The 17131-nt window shown below is 29.0% G+C and carries 15 protein-coding genes, 1 rRNA gene and 1 pseudogene; 14 read left to right on the plus strand and 3 right to left on the minus strand.

What is annotated here, in order from left to right:
- Nucleotides 1–83: 83 nt before the first annotated feature.
- The 13 genes from U5U50_RS01055 to U5U50_RS01115 all read left to right on the plus strand — a co-directional run bounded on the left by U5U50_RS01055 (nt 84) and on the right by U5U50_RS01115 (nt 14313).
- Nucleotides 84–2967, plus strand: a 23S ribosomal RNA gene (locus U5U50_RS01055).
- 121 nt (nt 2968–3088) lie between these two features.
- Nucleotides 3089–4723 (plus strand): hypothetical protein, encoded by a 1635-nt coding sequence (locus U5U50_RS01060; RefSeq protein ID WP_324673097.1) that lies wholly within the window; start codon nt 3089–3091, stop codon nt 4721–4723.
- 218 nt (nt 4724–4941) lie between these two features.
- The gene (locus U5U50_RS01065; RefSeq protein ID WP_324673099.1) at nt 4942–5268 is read left to right on the plus strand and encodes a 4'-phosphopantetheinyl transferase superfamily protein; all 327 of its coding nucleotides are present in this window, start codon (nt 4942–4944) and stop codon (nt 5266–5268) included.
- Entirely contained in the window at nt 5255–6028 is a 774-nt protein-coding gene (locus U5U50_RS01070; RefSeq protein ID WP_324673101.1) for a lysophospholipid acyltransferase family protein, read from the plus strand. The genes U5U50_RS01065 and U5U50_RS01070 overlap by 14 nt, the downstream gene beginning before the upstream one ends.
- The gene (locus U5U50_RS01075) at nt 6018–6788 is read left to right on the plus strand and encodes a segregation/condensation protein A (protein ID WP_324673103.1); all 771 of its coding nucleotides are present in this window, start codon (nt 6018–6020) and stop codon (nt 6786–6788) included. The genes U5U50_RS01070 and U5U50_RS01075 overlap by 11 nt, the downstream gene beginning before the upstream one ends.
- Entirely contained in the window at nt 6778–7350 is a 573-nt protein-coding gene (gene scpB, locus U5U50_RS01080; protein WP_257089513.1) for an SMC-Scp complex subunit ScpB, read from the plus strand. The genes U5U50_RS01075 and scpB overlap by 11 nt, the downstream gene beginning before the upstream one ends.
- A gap of 698 nt (nt 7351–8048) precedes the next feature.
- Nucleotides 8049–8927, plus strand: a complete 879-nt coding sequence (locus U5U50_RS01085; protein ID WP_324673106.1) for an RluA family pseudouridine synthase — start codon at nt 8049–8051, stop codon at nt 8925–8927.
- Nucleotides 8928–8929: 2 nt separating this feature from the next.
- Nucleotides 8930–9232, plus strand: coding sequence for a glutamyl-tRNA amidotransferase (locus tag U5U50_RS01090; protein WP_324673107.1), 303 nt, complete (start codon nt 8930–8932; stop codon nt 9230–9232).
- Nucleotides 9232–10560: an amidase family protein gene (locus U5U50_RS01095; protein ID WP_324673109.1), complete on the plus strand. Its 1329-nt coding sequence runs from the start codon at nt 9232–9234 to the stop codon at nt 10558–10560. The genes U5U50_RS01090 and U5U50_RS01095 overlap by 1 nt, the downstream gene beginning before the upstream one ends.
- Nucleotides 10553–11983 carry an Asp-tRNA(Asn)/Glu-tRNA(Gln) amidotransferase subunit GatB gene (gatB, locus tag U5U50_RS01100; RefSeq protein ID WP_324673111.1) on the plus strand — a complete coding sequence of 477 codons (1431 nt, stop codon included), beginning with the start codon at nt 10553–10555 and terminating at the stop codon, nt 11981–11983. The genes U5U50_RS01095 and gatB overlap by 8 nt, the downstream gene beginning before the upstream one ends.
- Complete coding sequence (locus U5U50_RS01105) at nt 11958–13052, plus strand: YihY/virulence factor BrkB family protein (protein ID WP_324673113.1); 1095 nt, start codon at nt 11958–11960, stop codon at nt 13050–13052. Before gatB ends, U5U50_RS01105 begins: the two co-directional genes overlap by 26 nt.
- A gap of 46 nt (nt 13053–13098) precedes the next feature.
- Entirely contained in the window at nt 13099–13932 is an 834-nt protein-coding gene (locus tag U5U50_RS01110) for a GNAT family N-acetyltransferase (protein WP_324673115.1), read from the plus strand.
- Nucleotides 13933–14016: 84 nt separating this feature from the next.
- Nucleotides 14017–14313, plus strand: a complete 297-nt coding sequence (locus U5U50_RS01115) for an HU family DNA-binding protein (RefSeq protein WP_257089537.1) — start codon at nt 14017–14019, stop codon at nt 14311–14313.
- Here the strand turns inward: U5U50_RS01115 and recU are convergent.
- The 3 genes from recU to U5U50_RS03235 are packed head-to-tail and all read right to left on the minus strand — an operon-like array spanning nt 14310 to nt 15683.
- Entirely contained in the window at nt 14310–14804 is a 495-nt protein-coding gene (recU, locus tag U5U50_RS01120; RefSeq protein WP_324673118.1) for a Holliday junction resolvase RecU, read from the minus strand. The two genes, U5U50_RS01115 and recU, sit on opposite strands and share 4 nt — an antisense overlap.
- Nucleotides 14785–15258 (minus strand): hypothetical protein, encoded by a 474-nt coding sequence (locus U5U50_RS01125; protein ID WP_324673120.1) that lies wholly within the window; start codon nt 15256–15258, stop codon nt 14785–14787. The genes recU and U5U50_RS01125 overlap by 20 nt, the downstream gene beginning before the upstream one ends.
- Nucleotides 15252–15683, minus strand: a complete 432-nt coding sequence (locus U5U50_RS03235; RefSeq protein ID WP_416383402.1) for a ComEC/Rec2 family competence protein — start codon at nt 15681–15683, stop codon at nt 15252–15254. The genes U5U50_RS01125 and U5U50_RS03235 overlap by 7 nt, the downstream gene beginning before the upstream one ends.
- Nucleotides 15684–15821: 138 nt before the next feature.
- Here U5U50_RS03235 and U5U50_RS01130 point away from each other — a divergent pair.
- Nucleotides 15822–17052: pseudogene (locus U5U50_RS01130) on the plus strand (IS3 family transposase).
- The last annotated feature ends 79 nt before the right edge of the window (nt 17053–17131 follow it).

Consider the following 17131-nt stretch of genomic DNA (forward strand, 5'->3'; position numbering starts at 1 on the left):
TACCGAGTTATGAATTATTAGAAATAATAATTTATTAAAATGTCTTTGAATACATCAACAATAATAGGTTATATTGTTACAACTTTTAAATAAGTAAGAGTTTGTGGTGGATGCCTTGGGTCTGGAAGTCGATGAAGGACGTGATTACCTGCGATAAGCCTCGTGGAGCTGGATATAAGCTACGAAACGGGGATTTCCGAATGGGGAAACCTAACTAGAGTAATGTTCTAGTTGCTGAGGGATGAATATATAGTCCCTTTTGCGAGACACGTTGTGAACTGAAACATCTTAGTAGCAACAGGAAGAGAAAATAAAAAATGATTTCATCAGTAGCGGCGAGCGAACGTGAAAGAGCCCAAACCAATTTTTAATTGGGGTTGTAGGACTACTTACACAAAGTTACAAAATTTTGTTATAGCAGAATAGATTGGAAAGTCTAAGCACAGAAGGTGATACTCCTGTATGCGAAATAACAAAGTCTTTTAGTAGTATCCTGAGTAGGTCGGGCACGTGAAACCCTGTCTGAATCTGCCGGGACCATCCGGTAAGGCTAAATACTAATCAGACACCGATAGTGAACTAGTACCGTGAGGGAAAGGTGAAAAGAACCCCGGGAGGGGAGTGAAATAGAATCTGAAACCACTTACTTACAATTAGTCAGAGGCCGTTAATGGCTGATGGCGTACATCTTGCAGTATGGACCGGCGAGTTATGTTAACATGCGAGGTTAAGTAGATAAAAACGGAGCCGTAGAGAAATCAAGTCTTAATAGGGCGTTTAGTATGTTGATATATACCCGAAACCATGTGATCTATTCATGAGCAGGCTGAAGCTTGGTTAACCCCAAGTGGAGGGCCGAACCGTAGTACGCTGAAAAGTGCCCGGATGACTTGTGAATAGTGGAGAAATTCCAATCGAACTTGGAGATAGCTGGTTCTCCTCGAAATAGCTTTAGGGCTAGCGTGTGATGTTAAACTTTGATGGTAGAGCACTGAATATGGAATGGCCGCGTCTAGCGGTACTGACTATAATCAAACTCCGAATATCATTGTGTATTATCATGCAGTCGGAACCGGGGTGCTAACGTCCCGGCTCGCGAGGGCAACAACCCAGATCGTCGGCTAAGGTCCCAAAATTGTGTTAAGTCAGAAAGGTTGTGAGATTTCATAAACAACTAGGAGGTTGGCTTAGAAGCAGCCATCCTTTAAAGAGTGCGTAATAGCTCACTAGTCAAGAGATCTTGCGCCAATAATGTAACGGGAGTAAAACACAATACCGAAGCCACGGGTACATTTAGTACGTTAGAGGAGCGTTCTTATCGCAGTGAAGTCAGACCGTGAGGACTGGTGAAGCGTTAAGAAGTGAGAATGCCGGTATGAGTAACGATTTGAGGTGAGAATCCTCAACGCCTATTGGGAAAGGTTTCCTGGGGAAGGTTCGTCCACCCAGGGTTAGTCAGGACCTAAGGAGAGGCTGAAAAGCGTATCCGATGGACAACAGGTTAATATTCCTGTACTACCTTGATTTGTGATGGAGTGACGAAGGAGGATAACACTACCCATTATTGGATTTGGGGGTAAGTAGCAACTGGGGAGTTTAGTTAAATGCGAACTCTGTAACTGGGAGCTATGATGCATAGGTGGTTTCATCGAATTGTGTGATTTCATACTTCCTAGAAAAGCTTCTAAACTTTAAGGTCAATGGTACCTGTACCGAGAACGGACACACGTTCCCAAGATGAGTATTCTAAGGCGAGCGAGAAAACCAATGTTAAGGAACTCTGCAAATTAACCCCGTAAGTTCGCGAAAGGGGTGCCAACTTTTAGTTGGCCACAGTAAATTGTGAGGGGCAACTGTTTATCAAAAACACAGCTCTCTGCTAAATCGTAAGATGATGTATAGGGGGTGAAGCCTGCCCAGTGCCCGAAGGTTAAGTGGATTTGTTAGCTTTACGCGAAGCATTGAAATGAAGCCCGGGTGAACGGCGGCCGTAACTATAACGGTCCTAAGGTAGCGAAATTCCTTGTCGGCTAAATACTGACCTGCACGAAAGGCGCAATGATCTCTCAACTGTCTCAACATTGGACTCGGTGAAATTATGGTCCCAGTGAAAACGCTGGGTACCCGCATCAAGACGAAAAGACCCCATGGAGCTTTACTACAACTTCGTATTGAAACTTGGCCTAACATGTGTAGGATAGGTGGGAGACAGTGATGCTAAGACGCCAGTCTTAGAGTAGTCAACCTTGAAATACCACCCTTGGTATGTTGAGTTTCTAACCTGCCACCGTTATCCGGTGGGGAGACAGTGCGTGGTGGGTAGTTTGACTGGGGCGGTCGCCTCCTAAAAGGTAACGGAGGCGTTCAAAGGTACACTCAATACGGTCAGAAACCGTATGAAGAGCGCAAAGGTAGAAGTGTGCTTGACTGCGAGACCTACAAGTCGAGCAGGTGCGAAAGCAGGACTTAGTGATCCGGCTGTACGTCATGGAACGGCAGTCGCTCAACGGATAAAAGTTACCCTGGGGATAACAGGCTTATCTTGCCCAGAGATCACATCGACGGCAAGGTTTGGCACCTCGATGTCGGCTCATCGCATCCTGGAGCTGGAGTCGGTTCCAAGGGTTTGGCTGTTCGCCAATTAAAGCGGTACGCGAGCTGGGTTCAGAACGTCGTGAGACAGTTCGGTCCCTATCTGATGTGGGCGTTGGAATATTGATGAGAGCTGCTCTTAGTACGAGAGGACCGGAGTGGACGTACCGCTGGTGTTCCAGTTGTTTCGCCAGAAGCACAGCTGGGTAGCTAAGTACGGAAGGGATAACCGCTGAAAGCATCTAAGTGGGAAGCCTCCTCAGAGATAAGTATTCCCTTGAAATTCCTTGTAGACTACGAGGTTGATAGGATGGAAGTGTAAGTGTAGTAATACATTCAGCTGACCATTACTAATAAATTGATAGGTTTAAAAGTATATTAAGATGTATTCAGACATTTTAATGAATTATTAAAATAACTATTCAGTTTTCAAAGAATATTTAGCACCTTTAATGGTGTTTTTTTATTTTATTAAAAAATATTATAATTTTAATATATGACAAAAATAAAAAGAACAAATATTTCTAAAAGAAATATAAAAAGACGCCAACAATGACATCTTCAGTTAAAGAAAGATAAAGAATTAAGCAAACTTTATTTATGCAGAAGACAAATAGGTAATGTGATTAATGCATCAAATACCCTTGTACTGAAGTTAACGAATGAAGAATTATCACCTGAATTTGATAATAAAATTGAAAGAGTAAATAAAGAATTGAAGAAATTCATTTATTTTCAAGATGTAAAATTTATTTTATATTTTGTGAAGCAAAGATTAGGATTAATAAATAAAGATAATGATAAGTTATCATATAGATTTATAGGTTTCGAATTATTTGATGTCTTGTTTAAAGAAATGAGATTACTATTCAAAACAAAAGATATAGATCATAAACGATTTTACAAAGTCATAACAGATATCATTTCGAATAAAATATCAAATATTGATTTACTGAATGAAAAAATTTCAAAATACAATCCTACAAATACTAATGATGAGTTCATTAATGACATTTTATTTGAGAAAGTAAATCAAAATAAAGAAATTATTTTGCAAAATTTAAATAGATTTGTTCATAACTTCACAAAAAAAGACAGAATTCACAAATTCAATAAATATATTTACTTACATATTACAAATATTACAGAAAAGAATTTTAAAAATAAGAAATTTATTTTCAATAATTTAAATCAAATGATAAAAACATCAGATGAACATTACACTATAATAACACATACAAATTGAGTAGGTATACCTATTAATGTTTTCTTATTCAAACATCTTCCTTATGCAGATAAGGATAAACTAATTTTAGATACTATTCAGTTATATAAAAGAGATGATAAAAGTATTTCAGTTATTCCTTATGATTGACCTCTAGATATTGAGAACTTATCAAGTAAAAGTAAGAAACTTAATAAGTCAGTCGCTAAATATATTATGTATTCTAAAAATATATTTACTGAAAAATTAAATGACCATTACAAAAAGAGAATAAATACAGTTTGATCTAGAGTTTTTAGTAGAAAAGATAGTAATAAAGTGAATATTATTTCTAAGAAACCATTAAATAGCCTAAATTATTTATACATAGAAAGTTCTAAAGATAAAATCGATATAGATAAACAGGATTTGATTTATTTCAACAAATTGATAAATTTCGTAGAAAATAGGGATGACAATTTTGATGTAAGTAGTTTAAATAATATTGAACCAGATGAATATTATAAAAAAGAAATTAAATATTCAAAAATTAAGAACATCATCAATGTAAAAGATGGTTACGAAGCTCCAAAATTATGAGAGAAAATTCGTAGAAATAATAAAAATTTAGGATTACATTTTGCTTTTACAAATTTCAAAATACCTAAAAAGAAAGATTTAATTGATATATTAAAAAATGATGTAGATAACTATGAAAATAGTCAAATGATGAATATATTGATAAGTAGTTATCAAAAGTTTCTGAAATCATTTGAAGATATGAATGGATTTTTATTTACTAATTTAATAGCTATCTCAATAATTAAAACATTAAAATATATAATAAACTTATTTATTCGATCAAATCCATATTGTATTTGTGATGAATTTAGTACATCGGAAATTTTACAATTAATATATATTTAATGAAACTAACAAATTCAGTAGTGAAATTAAATATAACCTTCAGAATTCGAAAGAAGATGATGTATTCCTTAACTTTTTAAACAAATATGATCAGTTTGCAAAAATCTTGAAATTATCATTAATCAAAAAAGAAAGTGATGATACTAATACACCTATTACATAGGTAAAAAAGTCTATTTTATACTCCTTTTATCAAATAATTTTATATAATATAAAACATGTTCAAAATAGGTGTGGATGCAACTAATATTAATAGATTTATTAATAAAAAAACATCTTTTATAAATAGAGTTTTATCGACGCAAGAATTAGCAGAGTATAATCAAATAACTGATCAAAATTTGAAAACTAAATTTCTTGCTAGAGCATGAGCTATTAAAGAATCTATTTACAAAATTGATAATAGCTACATTGATTTTCGTAATATTGATTTAGTTAAAAAAAACAATATTTGAGAATTTAAAAACTTCTGTATTTCTATTACATATGTTGATAATTTAGTTATTTCCGTCGCTATTTCTAAGGAGAAAAATGAAAAAATATAATGTAAATGTAATTTTCAAGATGATTTTATTTTCACCAGTTTGGTTATTAAGATATTTTTTAATTAAATGAAAAGCTAGAAAATATAGAAAATCACCTGAAACAAGTAAATTAATCGAAAGATATGCTTTCTTACTCAAACATTCTAAAAAAATGCTAAATCTTTACAATGTGGATGTAAAAATTGAGGGATATGAAAACCTGCCACAAAATGGTTCTGTGTTATTAGTGGCTAACCATAAGTCAAACTTTGACTCTTTAATCTTAATGAAAGCTACAGAACAACAATCATATGAACAAGGCGCTAAAGCTATGATACCTACTTTTTTAGCTAAGAGCGAGCTACAAAAGAAAAAAATAGTTAAAGATACTTTGTCACTTTTAGATACTGTTTTTATTGATAGAAAGAGTATTAAAAACAGTTTAAATGCATTAGGCGATTTCGGTGCATTTGTTAAAGTTCAAAAAACATATGGTGTAATTTTCCCTGAGGGAACAAGAGTTAAAAGTGAAGGTTTAGGTGAGTTTAAAGCTGGTGCATTTAGAGTTGCGCAGAAGGATTATATGTCAATTGTTCCTACTGTAATAATCAACTCTTTAGGTTCTGACAGTGTGCACAAAAAGCAAAGACAACAAGTTACTGTTAAATTTTTACCAGCATTAAAACCATCTACATTTATGAATCAAGAAACATCAAAATTAGCAGAAAGAGTTAAAAGCTTAATTGAGTCAGAATTATTGAAGGAAAAAGATGAAAACTAATTACACAAATTACGATTCAGAATATAGCTTTAAAGTTGAAAAGTTTAATTTTGATGGACCTTTAGATTTATTACTTGCATTAGTTAAAGATAAAAAGATCAGTATTAATGAAATTAACTTAGTAGAAATAGCAGATAGATATTTAGAAATTATTTCTCAATTAAAAGAGCAAGACATTGATTTAGCTGCTGATTATTTAGTTATGGCTGCTACATTACTTAAAATCAAAGCAGCTATGGCAATACAAGAACCAGGACAAGAAATTCCTGAAGAAATTGAAGAAGATAAAAGACAAATTTTGAGACAGCTAGCTGAATATGAACAATTTAAATCAGTTAAAGAAGCTCTTAAAACATATGAATTAGATAGACAAGATATTTTCATCAAAGATCCATCAAATGTTGATGAATTTATAATTGATACCAATGACACTAGGTTAGATGGTCATTCTAACCCGGTTAAATTAATTGCTGTTTTAAGAAAAATGTTTGAAAGAGTTTATGCTCAAAAACTTAGAACAGCAAAATTAGAAACATTTAAACTATCACCATCTGATCAATATGGAATGATTAAAGAGTTACTTAGAAAACATGAAAAATTAACTTTCCAAATGATCTTTTCACAACCAAGTATGGGACACTTTGTTGTTACATTGCTTGCTGTATTAGTTTTAGCTAAAGAACAATATTTAAAAATAATTCAAGAAAAAGAATTTGAAGAAATCTCAATTATTAGAGGAGAACTTTACGATGAAAAATAAAATTTTAGAAGCACTATTATACATTCAAGGAGATGATGGTCTTAACTTAGAACAAGTTAAAGACATTTTTTCACTAGCTACTTTAGCTGAAGCTAAAAAAGTAATGCAAGATTTCTTAAGAGAGTTTAACGACTTAGAAAGAGCGCTTAAAGTAGTTAACTTCAATGATGTTTACAAATTAGCAACTAGAGAAACTTTCAAAGATTATGTTACAAAAATGGTTTCAGTTGTTAAAAAACAAAGATTATCAAATGCTGCTATCGAAGTTGCTGGTATCATTGCTTACAAACAACCAGTTACAAAAGGTCAAATTGCATCAATTAGAGGTGTTGCATCTGACCAAGTTGTTAATACACTTTTAATGAAAGGTGTTATTGAAGAAGTTGGGATTTCTCCTACGCCAGGTAACCCTGTTCTATATGGAGTGACAAACAAATTCTATGATCACTTCAAATTAACAAGTATGAGAGACTTACCTAAAATGACTGAGTTTAACTATGTAGAAGGTGTAGAAGACGAAAATGAAGACTTTGACTTATTCGGAAGTCAAAGAGAGGAATAATTATATTCAAGATACAAAATTACTATCACAAATTTAGTGATAGTAATTTTTATTTTTCTGATAAAAGTGGCTAAAACGAATAAAGCATACTCTTTGCACGTTTCATATTAAAATATTTTTACGAAGGAAACAAAACTGAAGTAACTGATAAGCTTGTTTCATAGATTTTCTTAGAAAACTCCTCAATTTCTTTTCTAGAAATCGATTGAGAAGATTTTAACTTATTCAATCAAGTCACACATATTGATTTGATTTCTTTAATTTTGCTTGCCGTTTGTGAAAGTAATGTGTCTATAACACTATTATCAGGCAATCGAAAATAAACTGATTGGAATACTGTAGTAAATTCTGTTCTTTTTTATCTGTGATTTTATCTTCTGGTTCTGTTGAATAACATGATACAAAAAATTCTGTGATAGTCATAGTAGGTGCTAAAACACCTGATAAAATTAATAATTTTCTAAATTTTATTTGTCTCTTTTATTCTTTATATAAATTATATTTAATTACATAAAATATATAGCTTTCGTTTAAGTCATGGAGACTATATTTTTAGAAATTTGAATATCTATTTTGGAAGTTGTTCAATACTTTATTAGAGGATAAAAAATATGTTTTAACTAAAAGTATTGATATTACATTTTTTATTTTATTTAATAAAATAAAAAAATATAATTACATTAATAAAGTAGGTAGAAATGATAGAAATAAAAGCAACATTAAATGATTCACGAAGAACAATCTTAAAACTTATTCAAAAATATTTTCCTAATTTAAGCAAAGGATTTGTTGAAAAGTTATTTAGGAAAAATGAAATTAAAATAAATGGATTAAGAAAAATTCAAAAAAATCAAATTGTAAATGAGAATGATGCTATCACTATTTATGGTTTAAGTGAATCTGATTTGCAACAAGAATATAAAGTTAAAAAATCAACTCCAGTTAATTTGAAAGTTTTATATGAAGATGAAAATATTTTAGTTTTAAATAAAGCGACTGGAATTTCAGTTCATGATGAAGATGATTCATTAGACGAACAAGTTTTATCATATTTAAACTATGTACCTACCGATAGTTTTAAACCAACGCACGTCGGTCGTTTGGATAAAGAAACAAGTGGGATTATCACTTATGCTAAAACTTATGAGACCGCTAGACAATTGAATGATAATAGTGAATTCGTCATTAAAAAATATATTTTCATCAGTGATATTAAGTTAGATAACTTTTCTGAACATAAACCTTTTGTAGTTAACAATTGAATTTACAAAGATGAATCAAATAAAAAAATGAAAGTTGCAAAAAGTAATATAAGAGATGCTAAACAAGCAACAACTTTATTTTATTCAGAAAAAAATCGAAAAATTGCACAAATTAAAACAGGCAGAAAGCACCAAATTCGTGTGACTTTATCAAATTTAGGTTTTCCTATTTACGGCGACAAAAAGTATGGTGGTAAAAAAGAAACTAGATTAATGTTACATTCATATTATGTTAAATATAAAAATATGAAGAATAATTTAAGTTATTTAAATGATTTAGAGTTATATTGCTTACCTAATTGAAAGAAAGGTTAATTATGGAAAAATTAGATATTGAAAAATTAAACCAAATAGTTAAATCATTAATGTTTGAACCTACTAAAGATGTTCAAGAACAAATTTTGTTAATTTGAAAAGATATTCAAGATGGAATTAAACTTCTTGACAAACTTGATTTATTAAATGTAAAACCAATGGAAAGAATTAATGAGCAGCCTATTTTAGAACTCTTACGTGAGGACATTGAAGATATGAGTTATTCAGTTTCAAAAGAAAATATTTTAGATAATGCAAAAGAAAAAGATAGTGACTTTATTTTACTTGCAAAGGTGGTTAAATAATGAGTAGAGAATTTTTAAATAAAGGTAATTTTGAAACTGCATACAATGAACTTCAAAATGATAACAATAATGCAGTTAGCTGCTTATATAAAAAATCAGAACAATTTTCAAATTCAAACAATCTACTCAATGGTGTCGTTTTAACTATCAAAGATGTTTTTGCCACAGAAGATAAAATTACTAGAGCTTCAAGTAAGATTTTAGAAAATTTCAAACCTTATTACAATGCTACTGTTGTTGAAAGACTTTTAAAAAATGGTGCAATTCCGGTTGCTAAGGTTAATAATGATGAATTAGCTTTAGGAGGTACAGGAACTCATAGTACTTATGGTTTAATAGTTAACCCTAAAGATACTAAACGTTATGTTGGGGGTTCTTCATCAGGTTCAGCTGCAACGATGACAAAAAATATAGGCATTGCCTTAGCTTCAGATACCGGAGATAGTGTTAGATTACCTGCTTCATTCAATGGTTTAGTAGGATTTAAACCATCATATGGTGCAATTAGTAGATATGGAATGTTTGCTTATGCTTCATCATTAGATACAGTTGCTTACTTTACTCATAATGTAAATGATGCAATCATTACTGCACAAGCTGTTTTTGGTAAAGATGTCAAAGATATGACTTCAGTTGATATTCAAATAAACAATGCAATTAAAACAAAACCAAAATCAGTAGTCGCTCTTGATTTTAGTTCATTAACAAAAGATTATGTGAATTCAAGATTTAACCAGTTACTCGAAAAATTAAGAGAGCAAGGTATAGAAGTCAAATTAGTGCAACCAAATTTTGATATTTTAAACACAATTTCTATTGTTTATAAAATCATTTCTTTTTCTGAAGCTAGTTCAAATTTAGCTAACTTAAATGGAATAGCTTTTGGATCAAGGGTTGACGGAAACTCTTGAGAAGAAGTTATGTTTAATACAAGAAGTCAAAAATTTGGAAAAATGGTTCAAGAGAGGTTAAGTTTAGGAAGCTACTTTTTATATTCAGAAAATCAAGAAGAAATTTTTATTAAAGCTCAAAAGGCTAGAAGAGTTATTGCTAAATACTTTGAGGACTTGAAAACACATGGTGATGTTTTAATCTTTCCGGCTTACGTAGGTATTGCTCCATTATTTGAAGATAAATCAAAAAATGGTGTTATGGACTTTATTTTAACTGGTGCAAATTTATCAGGTCACCCATCAATAACAATTCCATTAGGGGAATATGAAAATATGCCATATAACTTAGCTCTTGAAACAAAATTATATTCAGATGGAAAATTATTAGGTTATGCAGAATACTTTGAAGAACTTATAGGAGATTTAAATGAATAATTTTGAAACTATTATAGGAATTGAAATTCACGTTGAATTAAAAACTAAAACAAAAATGTTTTCACCAGCCGGAATTGACTTTAATGCAGAACCTAATACAAAAGCACACCAAATTGACTTAGCTTACCCAGGAACATTACCTCAAGTTAATAAAAGAGCAGTTGAATATGGAATCAAACTTGCAAAAGCTTTTAATATGCAAATTGATGATGAATTACATTTTGATAGAAAAAACTACTTTTATCCAGATTTACCAAAAGGTTATCAAATTACACAGTTTTTTAGACCAATCGGAAGCAATGGTTATGTAGAAATTCAAACTTCAGATGGATTAAAACAAATTGGTATAGAAAGAATTCACCTTGAAGAGGATACAGCAAGACAACACCACGATAATTTAGTTACAAAATTAGATTATAATAGAGCTGGAATCCCTTTAATTGAAATTGTAACTTATCCAGTGATTAGAAGCAGTGAAGAAGCTGCATTATATGTTGATATGATTAGAAAAATTGTGCAATTTTTAGATATTTCTGAAGGTAAGTTAGAACATGGAACCTTAAGAGCCGATATTAATATTTCGCTTAAACCTTATGGTGTAGATAAATTTGGTACAAAAGTTGAAATAAAAAATATGAACTCAATTTCTAACATCAAAAAAGCAATTGATAATGAAATTAAAATTCAAAAAGAAAAACTTCTTAAAGGTGAAGAAATATTACAACAAACAAAACGTTTTGATGATCAAACCAACACAAACGTGGTTATGAGAACTAAAACAGGTTCTGTTGATTACAAATATTTTGCAGATCCAAACATCCCAATCATTAAGTTATCTCAATCATTTATTGATAATATTAAATTAAATGAGCTTCCAAACCAAAAAGTAAAAAGATATAAAGATGAAAATATTGCAGATATTTACATTAACAGTTTAATTGATGATATACCATTAGCTAATTACTTTGACTCTATTAATTATGATAATAAAGAACCTTTATCAAAAATTTTCTTCTCAGAAGTAGTTTCATTAGCAAATGCACAAAATAAACACGTTATTGATCTTGATATTAAACCTGAATATTTAGTTCAAAGTTTACAATTATTAGATCAAGAAGTTATTTCAAGTAAGTCACTTAAAAAACTTATAACACTATTACCAAGCTATAAAGGTGACATAAATGACTTATTGGATGCGTACAAATTAAAACAAATAACAGATAAAAATATTATTGTAAGTTATATAGACACAATTATTAAAAATAATATTTCAATGTTAGATGAATATGAAAGTAGACCTGAAAGAGTTATTAAATTTATACTCGGTGCATTAATGAAAGAAACTAATGGACAAGTTAATCCACAGTTGTCAAATGATATTGTTTTAGAAAAAATCAATGAGTTTATTAAACAAAAAAACTAATACAAATACTGATTATAATAAGTTAATAAAGCTTAAAAATGTAACTAAAAAAACTAAAAAAACCTTTCATCAAAACTTAATTTTTCCTGAAAGATTTACATTTTTCTTAAAGATTTATGAGTTTATAATCAAGAAATGTTTGATTAGATTTTTCGCAAGCATACTGATTTGAGTTAGAAATGAATCAGATCATAGAAAACGTTTAAAAGTTGTGGATAATGTATATAGTAAATTCACAAGTAGTGAATATAACTTTATTTGATTGTCTACTGCATTTTACTTATTAATATCATTTGTCCCTGTAATATACGTAGTTTTCTTGTTAAACATATTTTTCGGTTTTATTCCGGGCTATAACAATCTAGTTGGAAGTAATTTCCAAGATAACTTCATAACAATTATTATGTCAAGATTCATTCCTGGGTCGCAAAACTACTTGCAAAGCATTCAAATGAAAGATCAAGGCACATCTGCATTCAATTTACAAGCATTGCTACCTAACATTTTTCTATTTTTATCATCACTATATATATCAAGCACAGGATATGGAAAGTTAATTTCAGCAAATAACTACATTTACAAACATAACAAAATTGGTTCATATTGAGGCAATAAAATAAAAGGATTATTCTTAGTTTTATTTGTATCAATATTATTCTGATTTTTCTCAACAGTCGATATCATCATTGAAACAAAAATAACAGAAAAATATAATGGAACGATTTGATTAAATACGTTTGTTTATATATTAATTTCATTTGTTTTTGTGTTTGGAATGTTAGTTGGTTTATTCAAACTTATTCCATCATTTAAGTTAACCATTAAATCTGTTTATAAAGGAGCTATCTTATCAACCACTCCAATTGTTTTATTAGTATTATTGTTTAAAACAATTAATCAACACATTAACTATGACAAATATGGGGGACCTGTAGGGTTCTTCCTTACGATTGCATTCTTTATAAACTGAATTGTTTACTTTATGTTCTTAGGTATTGCTTTCAACAATGCATACTATAAAAACTATATTAGTGAGAGAACAATCACAAAGAGAAATTGATTTATTTAACCAGCATATACTGGTTATTTTTATTACAAAAGAGTATAATTAAAATATGAGAAAAATGTTAAAGCTAACTAATGACTATAAAGATAGAATTTTAGAATTCCTTTATACACAAGATAAATACCTTAATATGATGTTAATTGCAGATATTGAAACATTTGGTCTAGAAGGCGAAAATATTGATAGTTACATTGATTATGTAAATAAAAGACCTGTTTTAATTTTTTATAGATTCCATGATACATTGTTAATTTTCGGAAGAAAATTAAGAGGTAAATACGAAGATTTAGAGAATATTATTAAAAAATATAATATCAAGAACTTTGTCTATCAAAAAGAACTTTATAACGAATTAAATAATGTATTATCAGTAATTATTGGAAATAATATTGTCCCCACTTATCAATATGTTTTAACTTTGAATAAAAAAGATTTTAAGAGACCAACCAATTTAAAATCAACAATGATTAAAATTTCAGATCTTAAAAATATCATTGAAAGTAGAAAATTAATTCCTGAATTTGTAGGACTATCATCACATACGCTTGATATTAAACATTTAAAAAGATCATTTAAAAAAGGTGCATATTGAGGATATGTACTAAAAAATGAAAATGAGAAAGTTTTATCACATGCATCAATTAATTGTCAATCAAAAGATGCAGTTATGATAGGAGGTGTTTTCACAATTCCTGAAGCAAGAAAGAAAGGCTATGCAAAGGATTGTGTAACGAACATTTGCGAAAGGATACTATACATAGAAAAAACACCTGTTTTGTTTTTCAGTAACAAAATTGCAGGTGCTATGTATTACGGACTCGGCTTCAAAGATTATGATAAAATCGCTTTAACAAAAGTTAAACCTACAATCAAACAAAAATAATTACTTTTATCCCTAAAAATTGTGGAAAAAAGTTTTTTTGTATTATAATATTGTTATTACAAACTTTTAAAAGGAGACATTGAAATGACTAAAAAAGAATACATTTTAGAAGTTGCAGATCGTGCTGAAATGACACCAAGAGATGTTGAAAGAGTTTTCGATGCTATGGTTTTCGTTCTTAAAGAACAATTAATCATGGAAGATAAAGTTAGATTATCACATTTAGGAATTTTTTCAACAACAGTTAAACCACAAAGAAAAATGGTAAATAAATTCAAAAAATCAGAAAATGATGCTGATTTTATTGTGGTTCCACAAAGACGTGTTGTTAAATATACACCTTCAAAATACTTACGTGAATTAATCGATTTTAAAGCTTAATTTAAAAATGTTAAATATCCAGGAAATTCTAAAAATAACTTTTTAGAATTTCTTTTTATTTCTTCATATTTGACACTACTTTTATTTTGAAAATATTGCAATAATTCTGGAACAGTTATTTTGTAGAACTCATCATATAATGAAAAGTATACAATAGCAAAAGAAATTCCTTTATTGCTATGTATAAGGGTTAAATATTCGATTTGATGTTTCTTAAATAATTTTTTAGTGAGTGAATTATCATTTGTACTCTTGACTTCAAAACAAATAAATTGACCATTATACATACCTATATAATCCACTGTTGATTTCTTAATTCTAAATGAACCCAAGACATTATTTTTAGTTTTTGATTGAATATTTTTTATATCAAGAGGAGTGCACTTTTTCTCGATGAATGCAATTTTCTCTTGTCATAAATAAGTTATAGTGTTGTTGATTATTTTTTCTAAAAACATCCCTCTATTTTTATTATTTGAACTTATTTGCATATTCTAATTTCTCCATTCTTAATTCAAGTTCAGCTATCCTATGTTTTATAAAGTCAGATGAACTAACTTTCTCTAATCTTTTCATTTTTAAGAACATTAATCTGGAAATATAAATGTATATAAATGGATAAATTATGTAGTATCAAAATTGATAATAAAACTTATATGTGACATTTGCTTTTGATAATAGCTGGATGAAAGATTGTGCTAATTCAGCAAATGGAATTGCTATAAAAGTTATTGGTAAAGTTAAGGTAAAGAAAATAATTAAAAACTGAAATATTGGTGTCAAAATAATTGAGTAAACATAAGATATTAAACTAATTTCTCTTATATATGCACTAATTATGGATATAGAAATGAATCAGGGAACGAAATAACCTCCAAAAAAGTTTGCTGCTTTTTGTTTTCATTTTTTAGGTTTTCAAAATTTATCCAAATCTACATTTAACATAACAATAGTCAATAACCTAAATTCATGACACTATAAGGTCTAAAAGATAAGAATAAAAATGCTATTATGAATATTGGACAACCGACATTCAATTCTTGATCTTTTTTAAATATTTTTCAAAAATGAATGATAAGTATAAATAAATAAGTTCTTATGATTGACACTGATTTTTTGCAAAATAGAAAATAAATAGTAAGTATAAGAATTTGTAAAATTCCATATTTATCAAATTTTGAAAATATCATTCTAACGAATATGTAAATAGTACCTAGATGTAGACCGCTAACAATCATTAAATGAACTACTCCCATTTCTTTTAAGGTAGTTAATGTTTCGTTATTTGTAGATGTGTTTATACCAAAAATTAATGGTAAAATAAAATCAGAATATGCTTTATTTTTGTTTAGAAAATGATTATAAAACATATGTCTTAAATTGAATCAATTATTAACAACAACAACTTTGTTAGGTTTAATTAAAAAATCAATTTCATTAGCTAACTAAACTGGGACACAAAATATGGACAAAACCGTATTTTGTGTTTTTTATATTAAGGAGTTATTATGAAACAACTAAAACAAGAACAATGACTAGAACTTTTTTCAGACTATGATGATTATAAGAAGAGTTTAATGTCAAAAAATGATTTTGAAATTAAATATCGAGCGATAAGAAGTGTTAGCTTTTTTGACAAAAAATTTATATATTCGAAGAGGAATTTTTTAGAGAAATATAAAAGATATAATTTAGGAATGACAAATCTAATATCACAAACAGGTAAATCTCCTAAAAAAGGCAAAGGATCTGGGAGACCTAAAAAATTAAAAATTACACCAATGGATATTGTTAAAAAGAATGAGAAAAAATGCCAAAAGAACAATTGATTGAAATTTTGGAAATTTTTAAAGATTCATTCGATAGGAATAACTTTGATGTTGATATATCTAAAATCAAAAAAACTTCTGTTTCAACTAGAAAATTAGCGATTATATTTAACAGATCAAAATCAACAATTCATAATTGAAAAAGCAAAGAGCAAAAATCTAAAACCAAAAAAATTGATCATAAAAATGATGAATTAATATTAGAAGCTTTTAAAAAGAATAAATGTATATTTGGAAGAAAAAGATTAGAAAATTACATCAAACAAAAATATCAGATTTTGCTTAATTATAGGACTATTGGCAGAATTATGAATAGATTGCAATTATATTGTTTAATTAGAAGAAAGAAAAAAGATAGAGAAAGAAAAAACACAAATGTTAAATTTGTAGACCTTGTAAAACGTGATTACAGCGGAAAAACCAACCAAATAATCGCAACAGATGTTACATATATTACAGCACCAAAAGATTGTGAAAACAATTTTGTTTTTTGTCAATTGCCATTGACCACAAAAGTAAATTTATTGTAAATTACAATTTGTCAAAAATAAATGATTTAGATTTAGTTATGAAACACATGTCAAAAATAAAATTGAACAAACAATGAATAGCACATTCAGACCATGGTTTCCAATATTCATCTAAAGATTATTTGCAAACAATATCTAAAAATAATGGCATTGTTTCAATGGGGAGAGTTGGCAACTCTCTAGACAACAGAGAAGCAGAATATTTCTTTTCCATTTTAAAGTCTGAATGTTTAAAATTAATTGATATAACCCAGATAACTTTTGATGATCTTAGCAAAATAATTAATGAGTTTATTTTTTGATACAATAATGAAAGAATTCAATCAAAATTAGATTGAAAAACACCCCAACAACATTGAGGTGTTATTATGTCTAATTAAACCTTCTGTCCATTTTTGGTGTCCCAGTTTAAACAGTAATTTGATTTTTCTTTAACTTCCTTCAATGTTCCTCAAATAA

The sequence above is a fragment of the Mycoplasma sp. 888 genome (genome assembly GCF_035609225.1).
Classification (GTDB): Bacteria; Bacillota_I; Bacilli_A; order Mycoplasmatales; family Metamycoplasmataceae; genus Mycoplasmopsis.